The sequence below is a fragment of the Streptomyces sp. NPDC050439 genome (genome assembly GCF_040655335.1).
GTDB lineage: Bacteria > Actinomycetota > Actinomycetes > Streptomycetales > Streptomycetaceae > Streptomyces.
In genome coordinates this window covers 1,161,331-1,177,707 of record NZ_JBFAJT010000001.1, presented here as the reverse complement: position 1 = coordinate 1,177,707, position 16,377 = coordinate 1,161,331, and the positions used below count along the sequence as shown (strand labels likewise).

Sequence of the window (16,377 nt, the reverse complement as noted above, 5' to 3'; positions counted from 1 at the left end):
TGCAACTAGTTGCACAAGGGGTCGGCGTCCTCTAGAACTGTCCCGACGACACATCGCGTACGGAGGGCCCGCATGAGCCGCTACCCGAACCTGCTGAACCCCCTGGACCTGGGCTTCACCACCCTGCCCAACCGGGTTCTGATGGGATCCATGCACGTGGGCCTCGAAGAGGCGCCGGACGGTTTCCGGCGGATGGCGGAGTTCTACGCGACCCGTGCGCGCGGCGGCGTCGGCCTCATCGTCACGGGCGGCATCGCCCCGAACGAGCTCGGCCGCCCCTGGGACGGCGGCGCCAAGCTGACCACCGAGGCGGAGGCCGAGGAGCACGCGGGCATCACGGCCGCCGTGCACGCCGAGGGCGGCAAGATCGCCATGCAGATCCTGCACTTCGGGCGGTACGCCTACCACGAGGGCCTGGTCGCGCCGAGCGCGATCAAGGCGCCGATCAGCCCCTTCGTGCCGCGCGCCCTTCAGGACGCCGAGGTCGAGCAGACCGTCGAGGACTTCGTGCGCGCCGCCGAGCTCGCCAAGCTCGCGGGCTACGACGGCGTCGAGGTCATGGGCTCCGAGGGCTACCTGATCAACGAGTTCATCGCGGCGCCCACCAACCAGCGCGACGACCGCTGGGGCGGCTCCTACGAGAACCGCATCCGCTTCCCCGTCGAGATCGTCCGGCGCATACGCGAGCGTGTCGGAGCGGACTTCATCATCATCTACCGCCTCTCCATGCTGGACCTGATCCCCGGCGGCTCGACCCTCGACGAGGTCGTCCAGCTGGCCAAGGAGATCGAGGCGGCGGGCGCCACGATCATCAACACCGGCATCGGCTGGCACGAGGCACGCATCCCCACCATCGCCACCTCCGTGCCGCGCGGCGCGTACACCTTCGTCACGAAGAAGGTCATGGGCCAGGTCTCCGTGCCGCTCGTGACCACCAACCGCATCAACACCCCTGAGATCGCCGAGCAGTTGCTCGCCGACGGCGCCGCCGACATGGTCTCCCTGGCCCGCCCGCTGCTCGCCGACCCGGACTTCGTGGCCAAGGCGAAGGCCGAGCAGCCCGATGCCATCAACACCTGCATCGGCTGCAACCAGGCCTGCCTGGACCACACCTTCAACCTACAGATCACCTCCTGCCTGGTGAACCCGCGCGCCTGCCACGAGACCGAGCTCGTCCTCGCGCCGACCCGCACCAAGAAGCGTGTCGCGGTCGTCGGCGCGGGCCCGGCCGGACTCGCCTTCGCGGTGTCGGCGGCCGAGCGCGGCCACGCGGTCACGCTCATCGACGCTGCGTCCGAGATCGGCGGCCAGCTCAACGTCGCCCGCAAGGTCCCCGGCAAGGAAGAGTTCGACGAGACCCTGCGCTACTTCCGCACCCAGCTCGAACTGCACGGCGTGGACGTCCGGTTGAACACCCGCGCCACCGCGGAGAGCCTCGCGGCGGCGGCGTACGACGAGGTCGTCGTCGCCACCGGCGTCAGCCCGCGCACCCCCGAGATCCCCGGCATCGACCACCCCAGCGTGGTCGGCTACCTCGACGTGCTGCGCGACAGCGCGCCCGTCGGAGAGCGTGTGGCGATCATCGGCGCGGGCGGCATCGGCTTCGACGTGGCCGAGTACCTCACCGACAGCGGCGACAAGGCGAGCCTGGACCCGGCGACGTACTTCCGTCAGTGGGGCGTCGACATGGACTACAAGGACCGCGGCGGCCTGACCGCGCCCGACCGTCCCACCCCGCCGCGCTCGGTCCACCTCCTGCAGCGCAAGACCTCCAAGGTCGGCCAGGGCCTCGGCAAGACCACGGGCTGGATCCACCGCACCGAGCTGCGCCACCGCGGCGTCACGATGGTCGCGGGCGCGAGCTACGACCTCATCGACGACGCGGGCCTGCACATCACCGTCGACGGACAGTCCACGGTCATCCCCGTCGACACGGTCGTCCTCTGCTCGGGCCAGGACCCGCGCCGTGACCTGTACGAGGAGCTGCTCGCCGGCGGGCACAGCGCGCACCTCATCGGGGGCGCGGACGTGGCGGCCGAGCTGGACGCCAAGCGCGCCATCAAGCAGGGCACGGAGCTGGCCGCGGCGCTGTGACACCCGTGGCCCCGTGACCCCGGGCGCCCGCTCCGGACGCCGTACCTAGGATGGCCGCCATGTCACTCCCGCACGCGATCCTCACCGCCCTGTTGGAGAAGCCTTCGTCAGGGCTCGAGCTGACCCGCAGGTTCGACAAGTCGATCGGCTACTTCTGGTCGGCCACGCACCAGCAGATCTATCGCGAGCTGGGGAAACTGGAGCGGGAGGGGTCCATCCGCGCCCTTGAGCAACAGCAGGCCACGCGCGGGCAGAAGAAGGAGTACGAGGTCCTGCCCGCGGGCCGCGCCGAGCTGGCCCGCTGGACGGCCGCGAGCCAGGACCCCAAGCCGCTGCGGGACACGCTCCTGCTGCGTCTGCGGGCGGCCGCGGTCGTCGGCACGGAAGGCATCGAGGCGGACCTGCACCGCCATCTCGCCCTGCACCGGAGCCAGTTGGCCGAGTACGAGGAGATCGAGAAGAGGGACTTCCCGCCGGGCAAGGACGCGGTGGAGGACCGACTGAGGCATGTGGTGCTGCGGGCCGGGATCGACCTGGAGACGTTCTGGACGCAGTGGCTGGAGCAGACCCTGGAGGAGCTCGGGGCGCCCGACCCGGCACGTGACGCCTGACGCCCCGACGCCTGACGCCCACGTGAGCGGCGGCTGCCGCCGGCCCGGCCCGAGTCGGGACCGGGGGCAGCCGCTTCTTCGTGACCCTGGATCAGAGCCTGTGCTGCGCACCTCGGCGACGCAGGTACCAGGCGCCGCCACCACCCGCGGCCAGGACCACGAGGGCCCCGCCCGCGACGAGGGTGGTGGTGCCGTAGTCCTCGCTGCCGCCGCCGAGACCGCCCCGGACGCCGCGCGCGGGCGCCGTCGTGGACGCGGTGGTCGGCGACGCCCCGACGGTGACCGTCTGGGAACCGGCCGTCGTGCCGTCCTCGCAGATCACCGCCACCGTGTGCAGGCCGGTGCTGACGTTCTGCCAGGAGGCGCTGCCGCCCGTCAGTTCCATCTGCCTGCCTTGGGCGAAGCTTGCCTGGCCGTTGCTCATCAGCGAGGCGTTGCCTCCGTCGGGGCACGCCGCCGTGGTCACCGTGACCGTCGATCCCCTGGCGGTGACCGTGATTCCTCCGGCGGCGGCGGACGCCGACGGAGCGGTCAGTGCCATCGGAAGCGCAGCCGCGGCGGCGATGGTCAGGCCGGAGCGGACGAATATCTGAAGTGTGCGCATGAGTCTGCCCTCCGGTGGCACGGGAGGCGGTACATCCCATGCGCCGCCGGGGGTAGGGAAGCGCCCGTGCTACCTGCCGATGAGCCAACGTGCCATCCGGCAAGGCCGCATGCGGACAGCCACCGGGCAGGTGACGGAATCCTTCGTACGGCCGACAGCCGCCGTCCCGGCCCGCGGCCGATCCGGTGGCTTGCCCGGCGTCAGGGGCGCGGGCCCGTGGTGACCGTCCGCTCGGGGGAGTAGCCGCCCCACGTCCCGTCGGGAAGCTTGGCCCGGAGCTTCACGCGGTGGCTGTCGCCCGGGTCCCTGCCCACGTAGAAGCTGTGCTTGGCCTTGTCCCGTGGCGCCGTGCCGCCGAACACCAGCGAGGTGGCGTTCTTCCCGTCGAGATGGATTTGGTACTCCGCGACCGCGCCGCCGGTGCGCGGCGGCGTCCACGCCAGGTCGATGTAGTACGCCCCGTCGTCGAGGCGCGTCTTCGCGCGGAAGTTCGTGGGTGCCGTGCCGCTCCCGTCGTCCCGGCCCGCCGCGGTGGTCAGGCGGACGACTCGGCTCGCGGGGGACGCGTTGTCGGCCGCGTCCAGGGCCTTGACGGTGAAGCGGTAGGCGGTGCCCGGCCGCAGCCCCGTGACCAGGGTCCTGCGCTCGTTCCCGCCCACGCTGTGGATCTTCGACGAGCCCTGGTAGATCTCGTACGAGGCGACGCCCTTGTCGTCCTTGGCGGCTCCCCAGGACAGCGTCACCGCCCGGCTCCCCTCGACCGTGCCCCGCGGGGAGCCGGGACGGGAGGGCGGCTCGCGGTCGGCGGAGGCCGCGGCGGGCGTGGTGACCGTCAGCTTCTTGCTGGCCGGTCCGACGTTCCCCTCGGCGTCCCGGGCGCGGACGGTGAAGGTGTAGGCGGTCGACGGCTTCAGGCCGACGACGTCCACCATGTGCTTTTCGCCGGGCACGCGCTCGACCCTGGTGGCGCCCCGGTAGACGTCGTAACCGGTGACCTTGGTGTCGTCCGTCGCCTGGTTCCACATGACATGGGCGGTGGTGGCGCTGCCCGCCTGGACCGTGACGCCCCGGGGCGCGGCCGGGGGCTGCATGTCCTTCGCGTCCTGGTCGCCGCCCCATGCGCAGGAGGTGAGGGTGCAGGCGGTGAGGGTGCAGGCGGTGACGGCCAGGAGGGCGGACAGGTGGGGGGTCCGTCGCACGGTCGTGCCTTCCGTTCGGGCGGCATTGGTCCGGACCTATTTGACAGGGCTGTCGGGTGCACATCAAGGGGTCCGGCGTGCGCGGTCCCTGCCTCGGCGGTGGCCGAGGTGTAGGGGCCGGGACAGATTGGCATGTCTGGTCACGTGCTCCAGGCAGTCGGCCCTCCCTCCGAACGGCCGCCAGCCCCTCCCCACGGAAGGCTTTCTCACGTGCGCACCACGATCCCGGCGCTCGCCGTCGCCGCCGCCACCACCCTGATCGCCCCCGCGGCCCCGCCCGCCGCGGCATATCCCCAGGAAGGAACCGTGTCCGCCGCCGCGCTCCTCGCCAAGGTGACGTCCTGCGAGCAGGTGTCGAGCGGCAAGTACCGTACGGACAGCGGAGCCCCCGCGGACATCCCCGTATGCGGCAAGCGGGGTGCGGTGTTCTGGAAGGCCGACATGGACATCGACTGCGACGGCCGGCCGAGCAAGGCCTGCAACCGGCAGACGGACCCGCTGTTCCAGGACACCACCGCGTTCCAGGAATCCAACGGCCGCCAGCTCAGCGCGGAGCAGCTCCCGTACGTCGTCTTGCCGGGCCCGAGCAGCCGCTGGAATTACGCGAAGCACGGCATCACGGGCGGCTCGGTGGTCGCCGTGATCCATCAGGACAAGGTCCTGTACGCCGTCGTCGGCGACACCGGGCCCACCGACCTCATCGGCGAGGCGTCGTACGCGTCGGCGAAGTCGCTCGGCATCAATCCCGATCCCAGGACGGGCGGCACCGGCGCGGGGGTCACCTACATCGTCTTCGAGGGCCCCAGGGCGTCCCCCATCGAGAGCCACCAGGCCGCGGTCACCCAAGGCGACGCGCTGGCCCGGCAGTTCCTCCGCCAGAACTGACCTCCTGGCTCACACCTTCCGGTAGGAGTACGCCTCAGCCGCCGCGGCCTCCACCGCCGCGAGGTCGGCGCCCGCCGAGGCGGTCACCACCGCCGCGACCGCGCCCTCCACGAAGGGGGCGTCCACCAGACGGGCGCCCTCCGGGAGTTCGTCGCCCTCGGCGATCAGCGCCTTCACGGTCAGGACCGCGCTGCCCAGGTCGGTGAGGATCGCGACACCCGCGCCGCCGTCCACCTTCGCGGCTGCCGCGGAGATGAGCTCCGCGCTCGTGCCGAGGCCGCCGTCCTCGGTGCCGCCCGCGGCGGCCACGGGTGCGGTCGACCCGCCGCCCGCGAGCCCCGTGGCGAGTGCGGCGACGGCTTCGGCGACGGGGCCGCTGTGCGAGACGAGGACGATGCCGACCAGCTTGTCGTCAGTCACGGCCGGCCTCCGCGGTCTGCGCGAGCGCGTCGAAGAGGAGCGCCGACGAGGTCGCCCCGGGGTCCTGGTGCCCGATGCTGCGCTCGCCCAGATAGCTGGCCCGCCCCTTGCGCGCCTGCAGCGGGGTCGTGGCCAGGGCGCCCTCGTTCGCCGCGGTGCGCGCCGCCGCGAACGACTCCCCGAGCGCGTCGACCGCGGGGACGAGGGCGTCCAGCATGGTCTTGTCGCCGGGCGCCGCGCCACCGAGCGCGCTGACGGCGTCCACGCCCGTGCGCAGCGCGTCGGCGAACTCCTGCTCGCTTACCTCGGCGGCGTCACCGAGCGTCTTGCCGGTGCGCCGGAGCAGGGTGCCGTAGAGCGGCCCTGAGGCGCCCCCCACGGTCGAGATCAACTGCCGTCCCGCCAGGGTGAGCACGGCCCCCGGCGTGGCCGGCACCTCCTTCTCCAGCGTGGCCACCACGGCGGTGAACCCGCGCTGCAGATTGCTGCCGTGGTCGGCGTCGCCGATCGGCGAGTCCAGTTCGGTGAGCCGCTGCGCCTCCCGGTCGACGAGTGCGGCGGCCGAGGTCAGCCAGTGACGGAAGAATGCGGCGTCGAGCACGGAAACTCCTTGCGCGGTAGAACAGTTGGGCAAAGTCGCACGAGCGGTACGAGTGGCACGAGCGGTATGTGGTGAGGGCGGGACACCGGTACGGATCAGATACCCCAGCGGAGCCCCGCCGTACGCACCGGGGCGTTCCAGAGCCGCAGCAGTTCCTCGTCGACCTGGCACAGCGTGACGGAAGCCCCGGCCATGTCCAGCGAGGTCACGTAGTTGCCGACCAGGGTGTGTGCCACGACGACCCCGCGCTCGGCGAGGACGCGCTGGACCTCGGCGTTGAATCCGTACAGCTCGAGCAGGGGGGTGGCCCCCATGCCGTTGACGAGCACGAGCACGGGGTTGCGGGGACTGAGGTCGTCGAGCACCACGTTCACCGCGTACTCGGCGATCTCGCTCGACGTCATCATCGGGCGCCGCTCACGTCCGGGCTCGCCGTGGATTCCGACGCCCAACTCCAGTTCGCCCGGGGGCAGATCGAAGGTCGGGCTGCCCTTGGCGGGCGTGGAGCAGGCGCTCAGGGCGACCCCGAAACTGCGCGCGTTCTCGTTCACCTGCCGGGCGATCGACTCGACCCGCTCCAGCGGCATGCCCTCGTCGGCGGCGGCTCCGGCGATCTTCTCGACGTAGAGCGTCGCGCCGGTGCCGCGACGTCCCGCCGTGTAAAGGCTGTCGGTGACGGCCACGTCGTCGTTGACGAGCACCTTGGCGACCTGGATGCCCTCGTCCTCGGCGAGCTCCGCGGCCATGTCGAAGTTGAGGACGTCCCCCGTGTAGTTCTTCACGACGAACAGGACCCCCGCCCCGCTGTCCACGGCGGCCGCCGCCCGCACCATCTGGTCCGGCACGGGCGAGGTGAACACCTCGCCGGGGCAGGCTGCGGAGAGCATTCCCGGCCCGACGAACCCGCCGTGCAGCGGTTCATGCCCGGAACCTCCGCCGGAGACCAGGGCCACCTTCCCGTCGACGGGGGCGTCCCTGCGTACGATCACGCGGTTCTCCACGTCGATCGTCAGGTCCGGATGCGCGGCCGCCATGCCTCGCAGCGCGTCCGCTACGACTGTCTCCGCGACGTTGATCAGCATCTTCACGGGTACCTCCTGGTGACATCGGCAAGGCTGGGTGTCGCTGGGACGCGAGGTCCCGAGGTCAGTATCAAGGCAGTGGCGTAAAGATGCGCGAAGCTCGGACGAAGGTGCCGGTCGGCCGGGCGAAAGAGACTCCCGGGGCACCCCTCGCACGGCATGTGCCAGTGGCCTCTTTCGGCCGTTGTTCCGGGTCGTCCCGCTGACCGTCCTCGGTCGCCAAAACGGCTTGTTGGAGAGGGTGTCGGGTGCCCCCACGGTCACCCGCGCACTCCGTTCGCCCTTGGGATGCCGGTGCTTGGAACGTGTCATTCGGGTGAGTCCGGGCGTGGCGCGTGCGCGTCTTATTGCAATCAGTTCGCAACTACTTATGGATGGCCAGAAGGTGACAGGGGGGCCTTTGCGTCGCCTGGGGACAGGGGTGATCGTGTGGGAAGCGGAGGGACTCCCTCTGCGCCAGGGTCACCGTGGACGACCGCCGCGGCGCGGCCCGAATGCACCCGCCATCCCGACGTGACATTCCCTCCCCGTACTCACCCGACGGGGGCCACACCCCGGCCCCGGCAAGGGAGTTGGACAGAACGATGCATGGTGTACGCCCCCCGGACCCGTCGGCCGTCCGGGAGAAACCCGCCCCCGCCCCCGGCGCACCCGCCATGACCCCCGCCGCCGAACCGGCCATCGTCGCCGTCGCGGGCGCCGAGTTCGGCTGGGGAAGCTCCGGCAAGCTGAGCGCCGTCCTTGCCGCACTGCGCGAACGGTCCGCTCGTCCGCTGAGGTTCGTCGGCCTCGCCTCCGGCCTCGGACGGCCGCTCCTTGCCCGGCACGGGGTCGACCGCTGGTACGACCTGCCGGTCGGGGGGCCCGCGGGGGAGAGCGCCGATGCCGTGGCGAAGGTCGTGGAGGCGGAGCGGATCGACGCCGCCGTCGTCGTGCTCGACGGACCGGCGGCCATGGCCCTGGAGGCCGCGGGCGTGCCGACCGTGTTCGTGGACAGCCTGCCGTTCCTGTGGACCGAGGGCGACCTGCCCGAACTTCCGCTGAAGGTCTCCGTCTACTGCGCGCAGCAGAGCGTCGAGTTGCCGCAGGAGTGCCTCGGCGTACTGGCCTCCGTACGCGAACTGCGCTGGGTCGAGGCCGTGATCGGCGCTCCCCCCGACCTCCCGGCGCCCCGGATGAGCCGGCCACGGCCCTTCCGGCGCGCCCTGGTGAACCTGGGCGGCCTGCGCGCCCCCGGCCTCGCCGACTGGACGCGCTATCCGGAGATCGTCGTGCCCGCAGTGCTGGAGGCCCTGGCAACATACGGGGTCCGTGAGGCGCATGTGGCCGGCAATCTGCCCGCCGATCTGGCCGAGCGGCTCTGCGCGGCGAGCGGCGCGGACCTGCGCGTCACGGCGGGCCCGCTCTCCCACGGCGAGTTCCTCCACCGGCTCGCGGCCTGCGACCTGCTGCTCACCTCGCCGGGTCTGACCACCCTCCTTGAGGCCGGCAGCCTCTCGGTGCCCACGGTCTGCCTGCCCCCGCAGAACCTCAGCCAGATCTTCAACGGCCGCTTCCACGGCCGGGCCGTGCTCGCCGACGTCAGAGTCGTCTGGCCCTCGTCGGTCTTCGCCGAGAGCGAGGTCCTGGCCCATCGGGCGCAGGGCGAGGATGCGGCCCTTCGCGTCATCTACGGGGGGATCACCGCCGCTGCCGGGGCGCAACAGGCCCGGGGCAGCGTGACCGCCGTGCGTGACGGCGTGCTCGAGGCCCTCCGCCGCGCGTCGGAAGGCGCCGTGTGGGGAGGACTCGCCGCTCACGTCGGCATCGGCGGCGCCGCCCAGGTGGCCGACGCCCTGCTCGGCGTACTCGACAGGGAGCCGCTGCCCGGCCCCGCCCGGCCCGCGGCTCCGCGTACCGTCCAGGAAGGCATCGACGTACATGACTGAGCGTCAGCGCTATCTCTTCATCAGGATCCTGGAAGCCTGCAACGCGGACTGCTTCATGTGCGAGTTCGCGCTCTCCCGTGACACGTTCCGCTTCTCGCCGGAGGACTTCGCCGAGCTGCTGCCCAAGGCCCGCGCGGCCGGAGTGGCGTACGTGCGGTTCACCGGCGGCGAACCGCTCATGCACCGCGACGTCGTCGAACTCGTGCGGGCGGGCACGGACGCGGGCATGAAGATGTCCATGATCACCAACGGCATGATGCTGCCGAAGAAGGCCGCACGCCTCGCCGAGGCGGGCCTCGCCCAGGTGATCGTCAGCCTCGACGGCGGATCCGCCGCGACGCACGACGTCTACCGGCGTTCTCCCGGCATGTTCGACAACGGCCTGCAGGGGCTGCGCGACGCCGCGGCCCTCGGCGTCCTGCCCCGGGTCAACACGGTGGTCGGGCCGCACAACTACACCGAGATGCCGCAGCTGCAGAAGGTCCTCACCGAGGCCGGCGTCAAACAGTGGGAACTCTCCGCACTGAAGCTGGAGCGCTCCATCACCTATCCCGACCCCGATCACGTCCGCGCGGTCTGCGACCCGATCTACGACGCCGACCCCGCCACCCACCTCGTGCCCCTCGGCAAGCGCTTCTACGGGGACACCCGGGAGGAGCAGGACCGCTACTTCGCCGAATCGCTGACCCCGCGCGCCTCCGAACCCCTGTGCCACGTCGTGGACGACGTGATCTACATCGACGGCAAGTACGGGCGCATGTACGCCTGCAGCTGCCTCCCGCACCGGGAGGGGGAAGACCTGGGCGGTGCCCCGCTGCGCGAAGGCGGCACCATCCACCTGGACACCCCGGTCTTCCGCAGCCACGCGGACTTCTTCCGCGAGCGGGGACCCGACATGTGCGGCGGCTGCTCCACCACGGCCGCCGGGTACAGCGACGACGTCGCACGGCTCGGGGTGGCGGCGCCGTGGCAGTACTGAACCCCGGCGGTCCCGCCCCGCAGCCGTCAGGGCCCGCCCCGCGCCGGGTGCTGCTCGTGACGCGCGACGAGGAACTCGACTCGCTGCTCGCCGGGCGCCGGATCGCCGCGCACCTGACGGACCTGGAGCCCACCGCGGGCGACGGGCCGCCGCCGGACGTGGCCCTGGTCTGCGACGACGATGCCGCCACCCGCCGTCTGCTCGACCTCGGCGTGCCGGTGGTACGGGTGCACTCGGGGCACAAGGCCGCCGTCGACCCCGTGACCGACGGCGCACTGCACCGCGTGCACCGTCCGGGATGGCTCCCGGGCCCCTGGCCCGCGACGCCGGGCGGCGCGCGCACCACCGGGGTGCTCGCCCCCGTACGGACGGCGCGTGGGCGGCAGCGGAGCGGCAGTCTGCTGCTGCTCTCGCTGTGGGGGGTACCGGACGGGGAGGCGGACGCGTTCACCTCCGGGCCGCTGCGCGCGCTCGCAGCGGAGGCGGTGCGCCGCACACAGCGGTGCGAGGTGGTGTGCGACACGCGCGTCGAGAGTGTGCGTGCCGCGCTCGAAGGGCTCGACGGCGTACGCGTTCGACGCGCCGCCGACACCGACGTCGACGCCCTGCACGCCGACGCCGAACTGCTCCTCGCCGCACCCACCCTGGGCGCGGTGGCACTCGCCCAGGCCCGGCGCGCGCCGCTCGCCTTCCTGCCGCCGCTCGGCGACGGGCAGCGTGACCTCGCCGAGCGCATGGCCCGCGCGCTCCCCGTCCCCGTGGCCGCCGACCCGCGCGGTCCGTCCCTCTGGTCCCCCGGGCAGCCGGGCGCACCGGACCCGTGGTCAGCCCTCGACGGCGCCGCGGACGACCTGCGGGGCGCCCAGCGCGTCGCCCGCACCCTGCGCCAACTCTCCCTCGCACCCCTGTGACAGGTCACTCACCCGCCGAACCTGGAGACACCATGCCCCGCACTCCTGGAGCCACAGACGCGGACCGCCACCCCCTACCGGACCGGCCGGGAATTCCCGGGATCACCGAGGCGGAGTGGAACGACTGGCGCTGGCACATGCGCAAGCGTGTCACCAACGTCGACAAGGCACGGCAGTGGATCAACCTCACCGCCGACGAGGAACAGGCCATCGACAAGTCGGCGGGCAAGTACCGCTGGAGCGTCACCCCCTACTACGCGTCCCTCATGGACCCGGACGACCCCACCTGCCCGATCCGGCAGCAGGCCGTGCCCGCGCTCGGCGAGCTCGCGGAGTACAGCGGCGCCGAAGTCGATCCCGTGGGCGACATGTTCTACCGCAAGACCAACCGGGTGGTGCACAAGTACCCCGACCGCGTGATCATGCTGATCACCGAGGCCTGCCCGGTCTACTGCCGGCACTGCACGCGCAAGTTCCACACCACCGACGTCGACGGCAGCTACTTCCGCGACAACGAGGGCGAGTCCTTCGAGGAGGACCTGCGCTACATCGCCGAACATCCCGAGATCCGCGACGTGTTGCTCACCGGCGGCGACCCGCTCTCCTACCGCGACGGCAAGCTGGAGGAGATCATCTCCGGCCTGCGGGCCATCCCCAGCGTGGAGATCATCCGCATCGGCAGCCGCTTCCCCGTCCTGCTGCCCCAGCGCGTCACGGACGAGCTGTGCGAGATGCTCGCGCGCTACCACCCGGTCTGGCTGAACACCCACTTCAACCATCCGAAGGAGATCACCCCGGAGTCCGCGGCCGCGGTCGACCGGCTGCTGCGCCACGGCATCCCGGTGGGCAACCAGACCGTGCTTCTGCGCGGCGTCAACGACGACGTCACGACCATGCGCACCCTGATGACCGAGCTCCTGCGCATCAGGGTCAGGCCGTACTACCTCTACCACTGCGACAACGTCACCGGCGTGTCCCACTTCATGACCTCCATCGAGAAGGGCTGGGAAATCATGGAGGGCCTGCAGGGGCACATCACCGGCTTCGGCGTCCCGCAGTACGTGCTGACGACGAAGATCGGCAAGATCCCCATCGCCCAGCCGTACTACTCCCGCGTGCCCGAAGGCCTGCTGCTCCGCAACTACCGAGGCCAGGAGATGGTCGTCGACGCCTCGGTGCACCCCATCACGGAGGCTGACGCGACATGACCCTCGACAAACGGCTCGGACTGCGCTTCCTCCCCTACGGCGCCAACTACCTCGACTGGTCCGACATGCACGAGCTGCGTGCCGCGATCGAGCACGGGGTCCTCTTCCGCTACCAGACGGAGACCGAGAGCGTCGCCTCGCGCCTCGAACGCCGGGTCGGGGAGCGGCTCGGCGCCGACCATGTGCTGGCGGTGCACAACTGCACCGAGGCGCTGCGGCTCGCCCTGGTCTCCACCCGCCCGCGCGTCGGCGACGTCGTGCACATACCCGCGGTCACGTTCGTCGCGGTGGCGGGCGCCGTGCTCTCCAGCGGGCTCATCCCGGTCCTGGTGGACGTCGACGACTCGCTCTCCATGGACACCTCGCTGATCCCCGAGGGCGCCCAACGGGCCGTCGTCGCCCACATGGAGGGCACGGTCGCACCGCTGCCCGACGGTGTCCCGTACGTCATCGAGGACAGTGCCCAGGCGCTCGGCGCCACCTTCCCCGACGGGCGGCACACCGGAACCCGTGGGTACGCGGGCACCTTCAGCTTCCACCACAACAAAGTGCTGACCTCGGGGGAGGGCGGGCTGCTCGTCACGAACGACCCGGCCGCCTGGGAGACCATGCGCTGCTATCACGACCACGGCTCCGCACGGGTGCCCGGCCGCTACCCCACCTGGAACGAGGACGCCTACTACGGCGAGAACCTGGTCACCAGCGAGGAGGTCGCCGCCGTCCAGTACCAGCAGTTCCGCCACCTCGACGAGGTGCTCTCCGGCCTGGAGCGCCACCACGCCATCGCCATGGAGGAGCTGCCCGACCGCAGCGGACTCGACATCCTGCCCAGAGCGGCGGGCGACGTGAAGATCAGCCTGCGATTCCGTTGCGAGAGCCGGGAGTTACGCGACGCCGCCGTGTCCGCGCTCACCGAGCGGGGAATCGCGAACTGGACGCTCAACAAGTATCTCCTGCCCGACCATCCCGTGGTCGCCGGACGGCGTTCGCTCTACGCCGACGGCTTCCCCTGGAACCTCGCCCCCGAGCAGCCGCTCGCCCTCAGCCGCGACGGGTTCGCCCGCACCAGGGACCTCCTCGACCGCACCCTGTGCGTGCCGCTCTCACCGGAGCTCTCCGAGGCCGAACAGGTCCTCGCGGTCAAGGCGGTCCGCCAGGCCCTGGAGAGCGTGTGAACGCGCCACCCGTGCTCCTGATGGCGGACGACCGCGCCTCCTCCTTCACCCGGTACGCCGTGGACGCCCTGCCCGGCCGCCTTGTCCTGCTGCGGTTCGCCTCGGCACGCCAGGACCTCTCGGAGGCGTACGTACGGCAGACCGCGCACGTGCCCGCGTTCTGGGTGAACGAGCGGCTTCCGCCGGAGGACGAGGCGGCCCGCTACCGCGCCTGGGCCGCACAACTCCCCGCCGCGCCCACCCGGTTCTGCAACCCGTCCGAACCGCGCCAGGACATCGCCCAGCGGTTCGCCGCCCTGGCAGGCCTGCCTCACCTGACGGAACATCAGGTGAGCTGGGTGCGCGACAAGGCAGCGATGAAGGACAAGTTCCGTGAGCTGGGCCTGCTCACCGCCCGGTACGCGCGGGTCTCCACGGCGCAGGAGGCCGCGGAGTTCGCCGCGCGGTGCGGCTGGCCCGTGGTGCTGAAGCCCGTGGACTCCTTCGCCTGCGTCGACACCTTCCGGCTCACCGGCCCCGACCAGCTGGCCGACGTGGCCCTGGAAGGCCGGTCCTGGCTGGTCGAGGAACACCTGGGCGGCACCGAGTGGGAAGTGTGCGGGCTCATCCACGAGGGCGAGGTGCTCGACGCGTGGCCGAGCGCGATGCCGTGCCGCCCGCTGGACATCGTCGACGGCGCGATGAACGCCAACATAAGTGTCGCCACCGACGAGGGCCCGCCGTTCGACCTGCGCGGCATGCTCCAGCGGATCGTCACCGGCATGGGGATCGACCACGGGTACGCCCACATGGAGTTCTTCGTCGTCGGTCACGAGGTGTACGCGGGCGAGATCGGGGTCCGGCTCGCGGGCTGCGAGATCACCGCCAACCACGGATACGCCTACGGCTTCGACGTGTTCGGCGCCACGCTCGACGCATACCTCGGCCGCCGCCCCTTCCTCGACTACTCCGGGCGCCGCTGCGCGGGAGACCTGCTGCTGCCGCTGCCGGGCTCGGGGACCGTGCACCGCATCACCGCCGAGGATGACCTGCTGAGCCTGCCCGGCGTGGTCAAGAGCGTCCTCAGATACCGCGAGGGGGACCTCGTGGAGGCACGCCGCGCCTCGCACAACGCGTCCGGATACGTCCACGTGACCGGAGCGTCGATCGCCGAGGTGGAACGGCGCATGCGCGGCGTACTCGACGCCTTCACGATCGAAGTGATCACCCAGACCCCGGCGGCCAGAACGCTGCAGCACTGAGTCACCCCCTCGCCGGCCCGCACCCGGCCACCACGGAACAGGAACCATGGAATCGAAGCCGAACGGCCTTGCCCGCCGTCTCGCCGCCCTGCTCACCCGCCGTCAGATCGCGGGACCCGCCTGGTGGAGCGTGGTCTCCAGGCTCCCCGTCTACCTCATGTCCCTCGCCATGGTGCTCCTCGTGCGCGAACAGGGCGGCAGCTACGCCCAGGCCGGTCTGGTCTCCGCGCTCTACACCGTCGGCATGGCGCTCGGCAGCCCGCTCATCGCCCGGCGGGTCGACCGGCACGGCCGCAGGACCGTCCTGCTGCTGACCGGCGTCGGCTATCCGGCGGCGCTCACCGCGCTGGTGTGGGCGACCGAGCCGGGCGACTGGGCGCAGCCGGCCCTGGCGGTGCTCGCCGGTATCGCGCTTCCCCCGGCGAACGCCTGCATGCGGTCGCTGTGGGCGCGCCTGCCGCTGCGCGACGACGAGCGGGAGACCGCCTACCTGTGGGAGGCGCTGCTCACCGAAGTCCTGGTCATCGGGGCGCCGTTGATGCTCGCGGGCCTGATGCTGACGGGGTCTGCCGGAGCCGCGTTGACCACCGTCTCGGTGATCGGCGGCATCGGGGCGATCGGCCTCGCCTTCACCCGCGTACCCGCGGAGGTCGACGGCGAGACGGCGACGCCGGGCAAGGACGACGCGGGGGACGGGACCGGCCGTGGCGGTCTCCTCGGCCCCCTGCGCTCCTCGCCGATGCTCGCGCTGACCGCCGTCATGGCACTCAGCGCCGTGCCCGTCGGCCTGATGACGCTGGCCATCCCCGCCTTCGTCGACGAGCACGGCTCGCGGGGCAGCACCGGCCTGGTGTACGCCTGCTGGGGCATCGGCAGCGCCCTGGGAGCCCTGTGGCTGGGGCGCTCCCAGTCCGAGGTCGCGGTGCACCTGCGCTTCCCGCGCCTGGTGCTCGCCTTCGCCGTCGGCACGGGGCTTCCGCTGCTCGCGACCTCGCAGCTCACCCTCGCGCTCGCGCTCGCGGTCGGCAGCGTGCCCATCGCGCTCGTCTCCGCCAGCGAGATGTCCCTGGTCAGCCTCCTCGCGGACAGCGGCTCACTCACCGAGGCGTTCACCTGGGCATCCCTGGCCACGGTGGTGGGAGACGCACTCGGCCAGCAGGCGGGCGGGCTCCTCATGGAACCCGCGGGCCCGCGGGGCGTCTTCGCCGCGGCCTTCGGCACCGCACTCGCCGCCGCCCTGGTCGCCTTCGCCTGCCGGGGCCTGATGGGGCGCACGACAGCGGTCCGCGTGCCCACCGAAGCGGGGGAGCGGTGACCGGGCGGGGAGCGGCCCGCGCGCCTCCGGCGGCCCCGCTCCCGGACAGTCACCCGCCCCACACGTCACTCCTCGCAGGGTCAGCGTAAGAAAACGCAGGTCAGCGTAAGAACACGAGGTAACG

At 71.7% G+C, this 16,377-nt stretch carries 15 protein-coding genes; 10 read left to right on the top strand and 5 right to left on the bottom strand.

What is annotated here, in order from left to right; genetic code table 11:
- The first annotated feature begins 72 nt into the window (after positions 1 to 72).
- Complete coding sequence (locus AB0I66_RS05265; RefSeq protein WP_363206320.1) at positions 73 to 2,094, top strand: NADPH-dependent 2,4-dienoyl-CoA reductase; 2,022 nt, start codon at positions 73 to 75, stop codon at positions 2,092 to 2,094.
- 59 nt (positions 2,095 to 2,153) lie between these two features.
- Positions 2,154 to 2,705 (top strand): PadR family transcriptional regulator, encoded by a 552-nt coding sequence (locus AB0I66_RS05260; protein WP_363206319.1) that lies wholly within the window; start codon positions 2,154 to 2,156, stop codon positions 2,703 to 2,705.
- Between the two features lie 91 nt (positions 2,706 to 2,796).
- Here AB0I66_RS05260 and AB0I66_RS05255 read toward each other — a convergent pair whose 3' ends face one another.
- Together AB0I66_RS05255 and AB0I66_RS05250 are read right to left on the bottom strand one after the other, a co-directional pair.
- The gene (locus tag AB0I66_RS05255; protein ID WP_363206318.1) at positions 2,797 to 3,309 is read right to left on the bottom strand and encodes a hypothetical protein; all 513 of its coding nucleotides are present in this window, start codon (positions 3,307 to 3,309) and stop codon (positions 2,797 to 2,799) included.
- A 200-nt stretch (positions 3,310 to 3,509) separates the two neighbouring features.
- A complete protein-coding gene (locus AB0I66_RS05250) occupies positions 3,510 to 4,400 on the bottom strand; it encodes a fibronectin type III domain-containing protein (protein WP_363206692.1) in 891 nt (296 codons plus the stop codon).
- Between the two features lie 363 nt (positions 4,401 to 4,763).
- Between AB0I66_RS05250 and AB0I66_RS05245 the strand changes: the two genes are divergently transcribed.
- Positions 4,764 to 5,393: a glycoside hydrolase family 75 protein gene (locus AB0I66_RS05245; protein ID WP_363206691.1), complete on the top strand. Its 630-nt coding sequence runs from the start codon at positions 4,764 to 4,766 to the stop codon at positions 5,391 to 5,393.
- A 9-nt stretch (positions 5,394 to 5,402) separates the two neighbouring features.
- On the opposite strand, the gene AB0I66_RS05240 is transcribed toward AB0I66_RS05245, so the two are convergent.
- From AB0I66_RS05240 to dhaK, 3 genes are all read right to left on the bottom strand, one after another.
- Positions 5,403 to 5,813 carry a PTS fructose transporter subunit IIA gene (locus tag AB0I66_RS05240; RefSeq protein WP_363206317.1) on the bottom strand — a complete coding sequence of 137 codons (411 nt, stop codon included), beginning with the start codon at positions 5,811 to 5,813 and terminating at the stop codon, positions 5,403 to 5,405.
- Positions 5,806 to 6,414 carry a dihydroxyacetone kinase subunit DhaL gene (dhaL, locus tag AB0I66_RS05235; protein ID WP_363206316.1) on the bottom strand — a complete coding sequence of 203 codons (609 nt, stop codon included), beginning with the start codon at positions 6,412 to 6,414 and terminating at the stop codon, positions 5,806 to 5,808. Before dhaL ends, AB0I66_RS05240 begins: the two co-directional genes overlap by 8 nt.
- A 95-nt stretch (positions 6,415 to 6,509) precedes the next feature.
- Positions 6,510 to 7,502, bottom strand: a complete 993-nt coding sequence (gene dhaK / locus AB0I66_RS05230) for a dihydroxyacetone kinase subunit DhaK (protein ID WP_363206315.1) — start codon at positions 7,500 to 7,502, stop codon at positions 6,510 to 6,512.
- Between the two features lie 578 nt (positions 7,503 to 8,080).
- On the opposite strand from dhaK, the gene AB0I66_RS05225 reads away from it, so the two are divergent.
- The 7 genes from AB0I66_RS05225 to AB0I66_RS05195 are packed head-to-tail and all read left to right on the top strand — an operon-like array spanning position 8,081 to position 16,253.
- Positions 8,081 to 9,424, top strand: a complete 1,344-nt coding sequence (locus AB0I66_RS05225; protein ID WP_363206314.1) for a hydroxymethylcytosylglucuronate/cytosylglucuronate synthase — start codon at positions 8,081 to 8,083, stop codon at positions 9,422 to 9,424.
- Positions 9,417 to 10,403, top strand: a complete 987-nt coding sequence (gene blsE, locus AB0I66_RS05220) for a cytosylglucuronate decarboxylase (protein ID WP_363206313.1) — start codon at positions 9,417 to 9,419, stop codon at positions 10,401 to 10,403. The genes AB0I66_RS05225 and blsE overlap by 8 nt, the downstream gene beginning before the upstream one ends.
- The gene (blsF, locus tag AB0I66_RS05215) at positions 10,391 to 11,314 is read left to right on the top strand and encodes a CGA synthase-related protein (RefSeq protein ID WP_363206312.1); all 924 of its coding nucleotides are present in this window, start codon (positions 10,391 to 10,393) and stop codon (positions 11,312 to 11,314) included. Before blsE ends, blsF begins: the two co-directional genes overlap by 13 nt.
- A gap of 32 nt (positions 11,315 to 11,346) precedes the next feature.
- On the top strand, positions 11,347 to 12,522 hold the full coding sequence (gene blsG, locus AB0I66_RS05210) for an arginine 2,3-aminomutase (protein WP_363206311.1): 1,176 nt from the start codon (positions 11,347 to 11,349) through the stop codon (positions 12,520 to 12,522).
- On the top strand, positions 12,519 to 13,697 hold the full coding sequence (locus AB0I66_RS05205) for a DegT/DnrJ/EryC1/StrS family aminotransferase (RefSeq protein WP_363206310.1): 1,179 nt from the start codon (positions 12,519 to 12,521) through the stop codon (positions 13,695 to 13,697). The genes blsG and AB0I66_RS05205 overlap by 4 nt, the downstream gene beginning before the upstream one ends.
- The gene (locus AB0I66_RS05200; protein ID WP_363206309.1) at positions 13,694 to 14,938 is read left to right on the top strand and encodes an ATP-dependent carboxylate-amine ligase; all 1,245 of its coding nucleotides are present in this window, start codon (positions 13,694 to 13,696) and stop codon (positions 14,936 to 14,938) included. The genes AB0I66_RS05205 and AB0I66_RS05200 overlap by 4 nt, the downstream gene beginning before the upstream one ends.
- A 46-nt stretch (positions 14,939 to 14,984) precedes the next feature.
- Positions 14,985 to 16,253 carry an MFS transporter gene (locus AB0I66_RS05195; protein WP_363206308.1) on the top strand — a complete coding sequence of 423 codons (1,269 nt, stop codon included), beginning with the start codon at positions 14,985 to 14,987 and terminating at the stop codon, positions 16,251 to 16,253.
- The last annotated feature ends 124 nt before the right edge of the window (positions 16,254 to 16,377 follow it).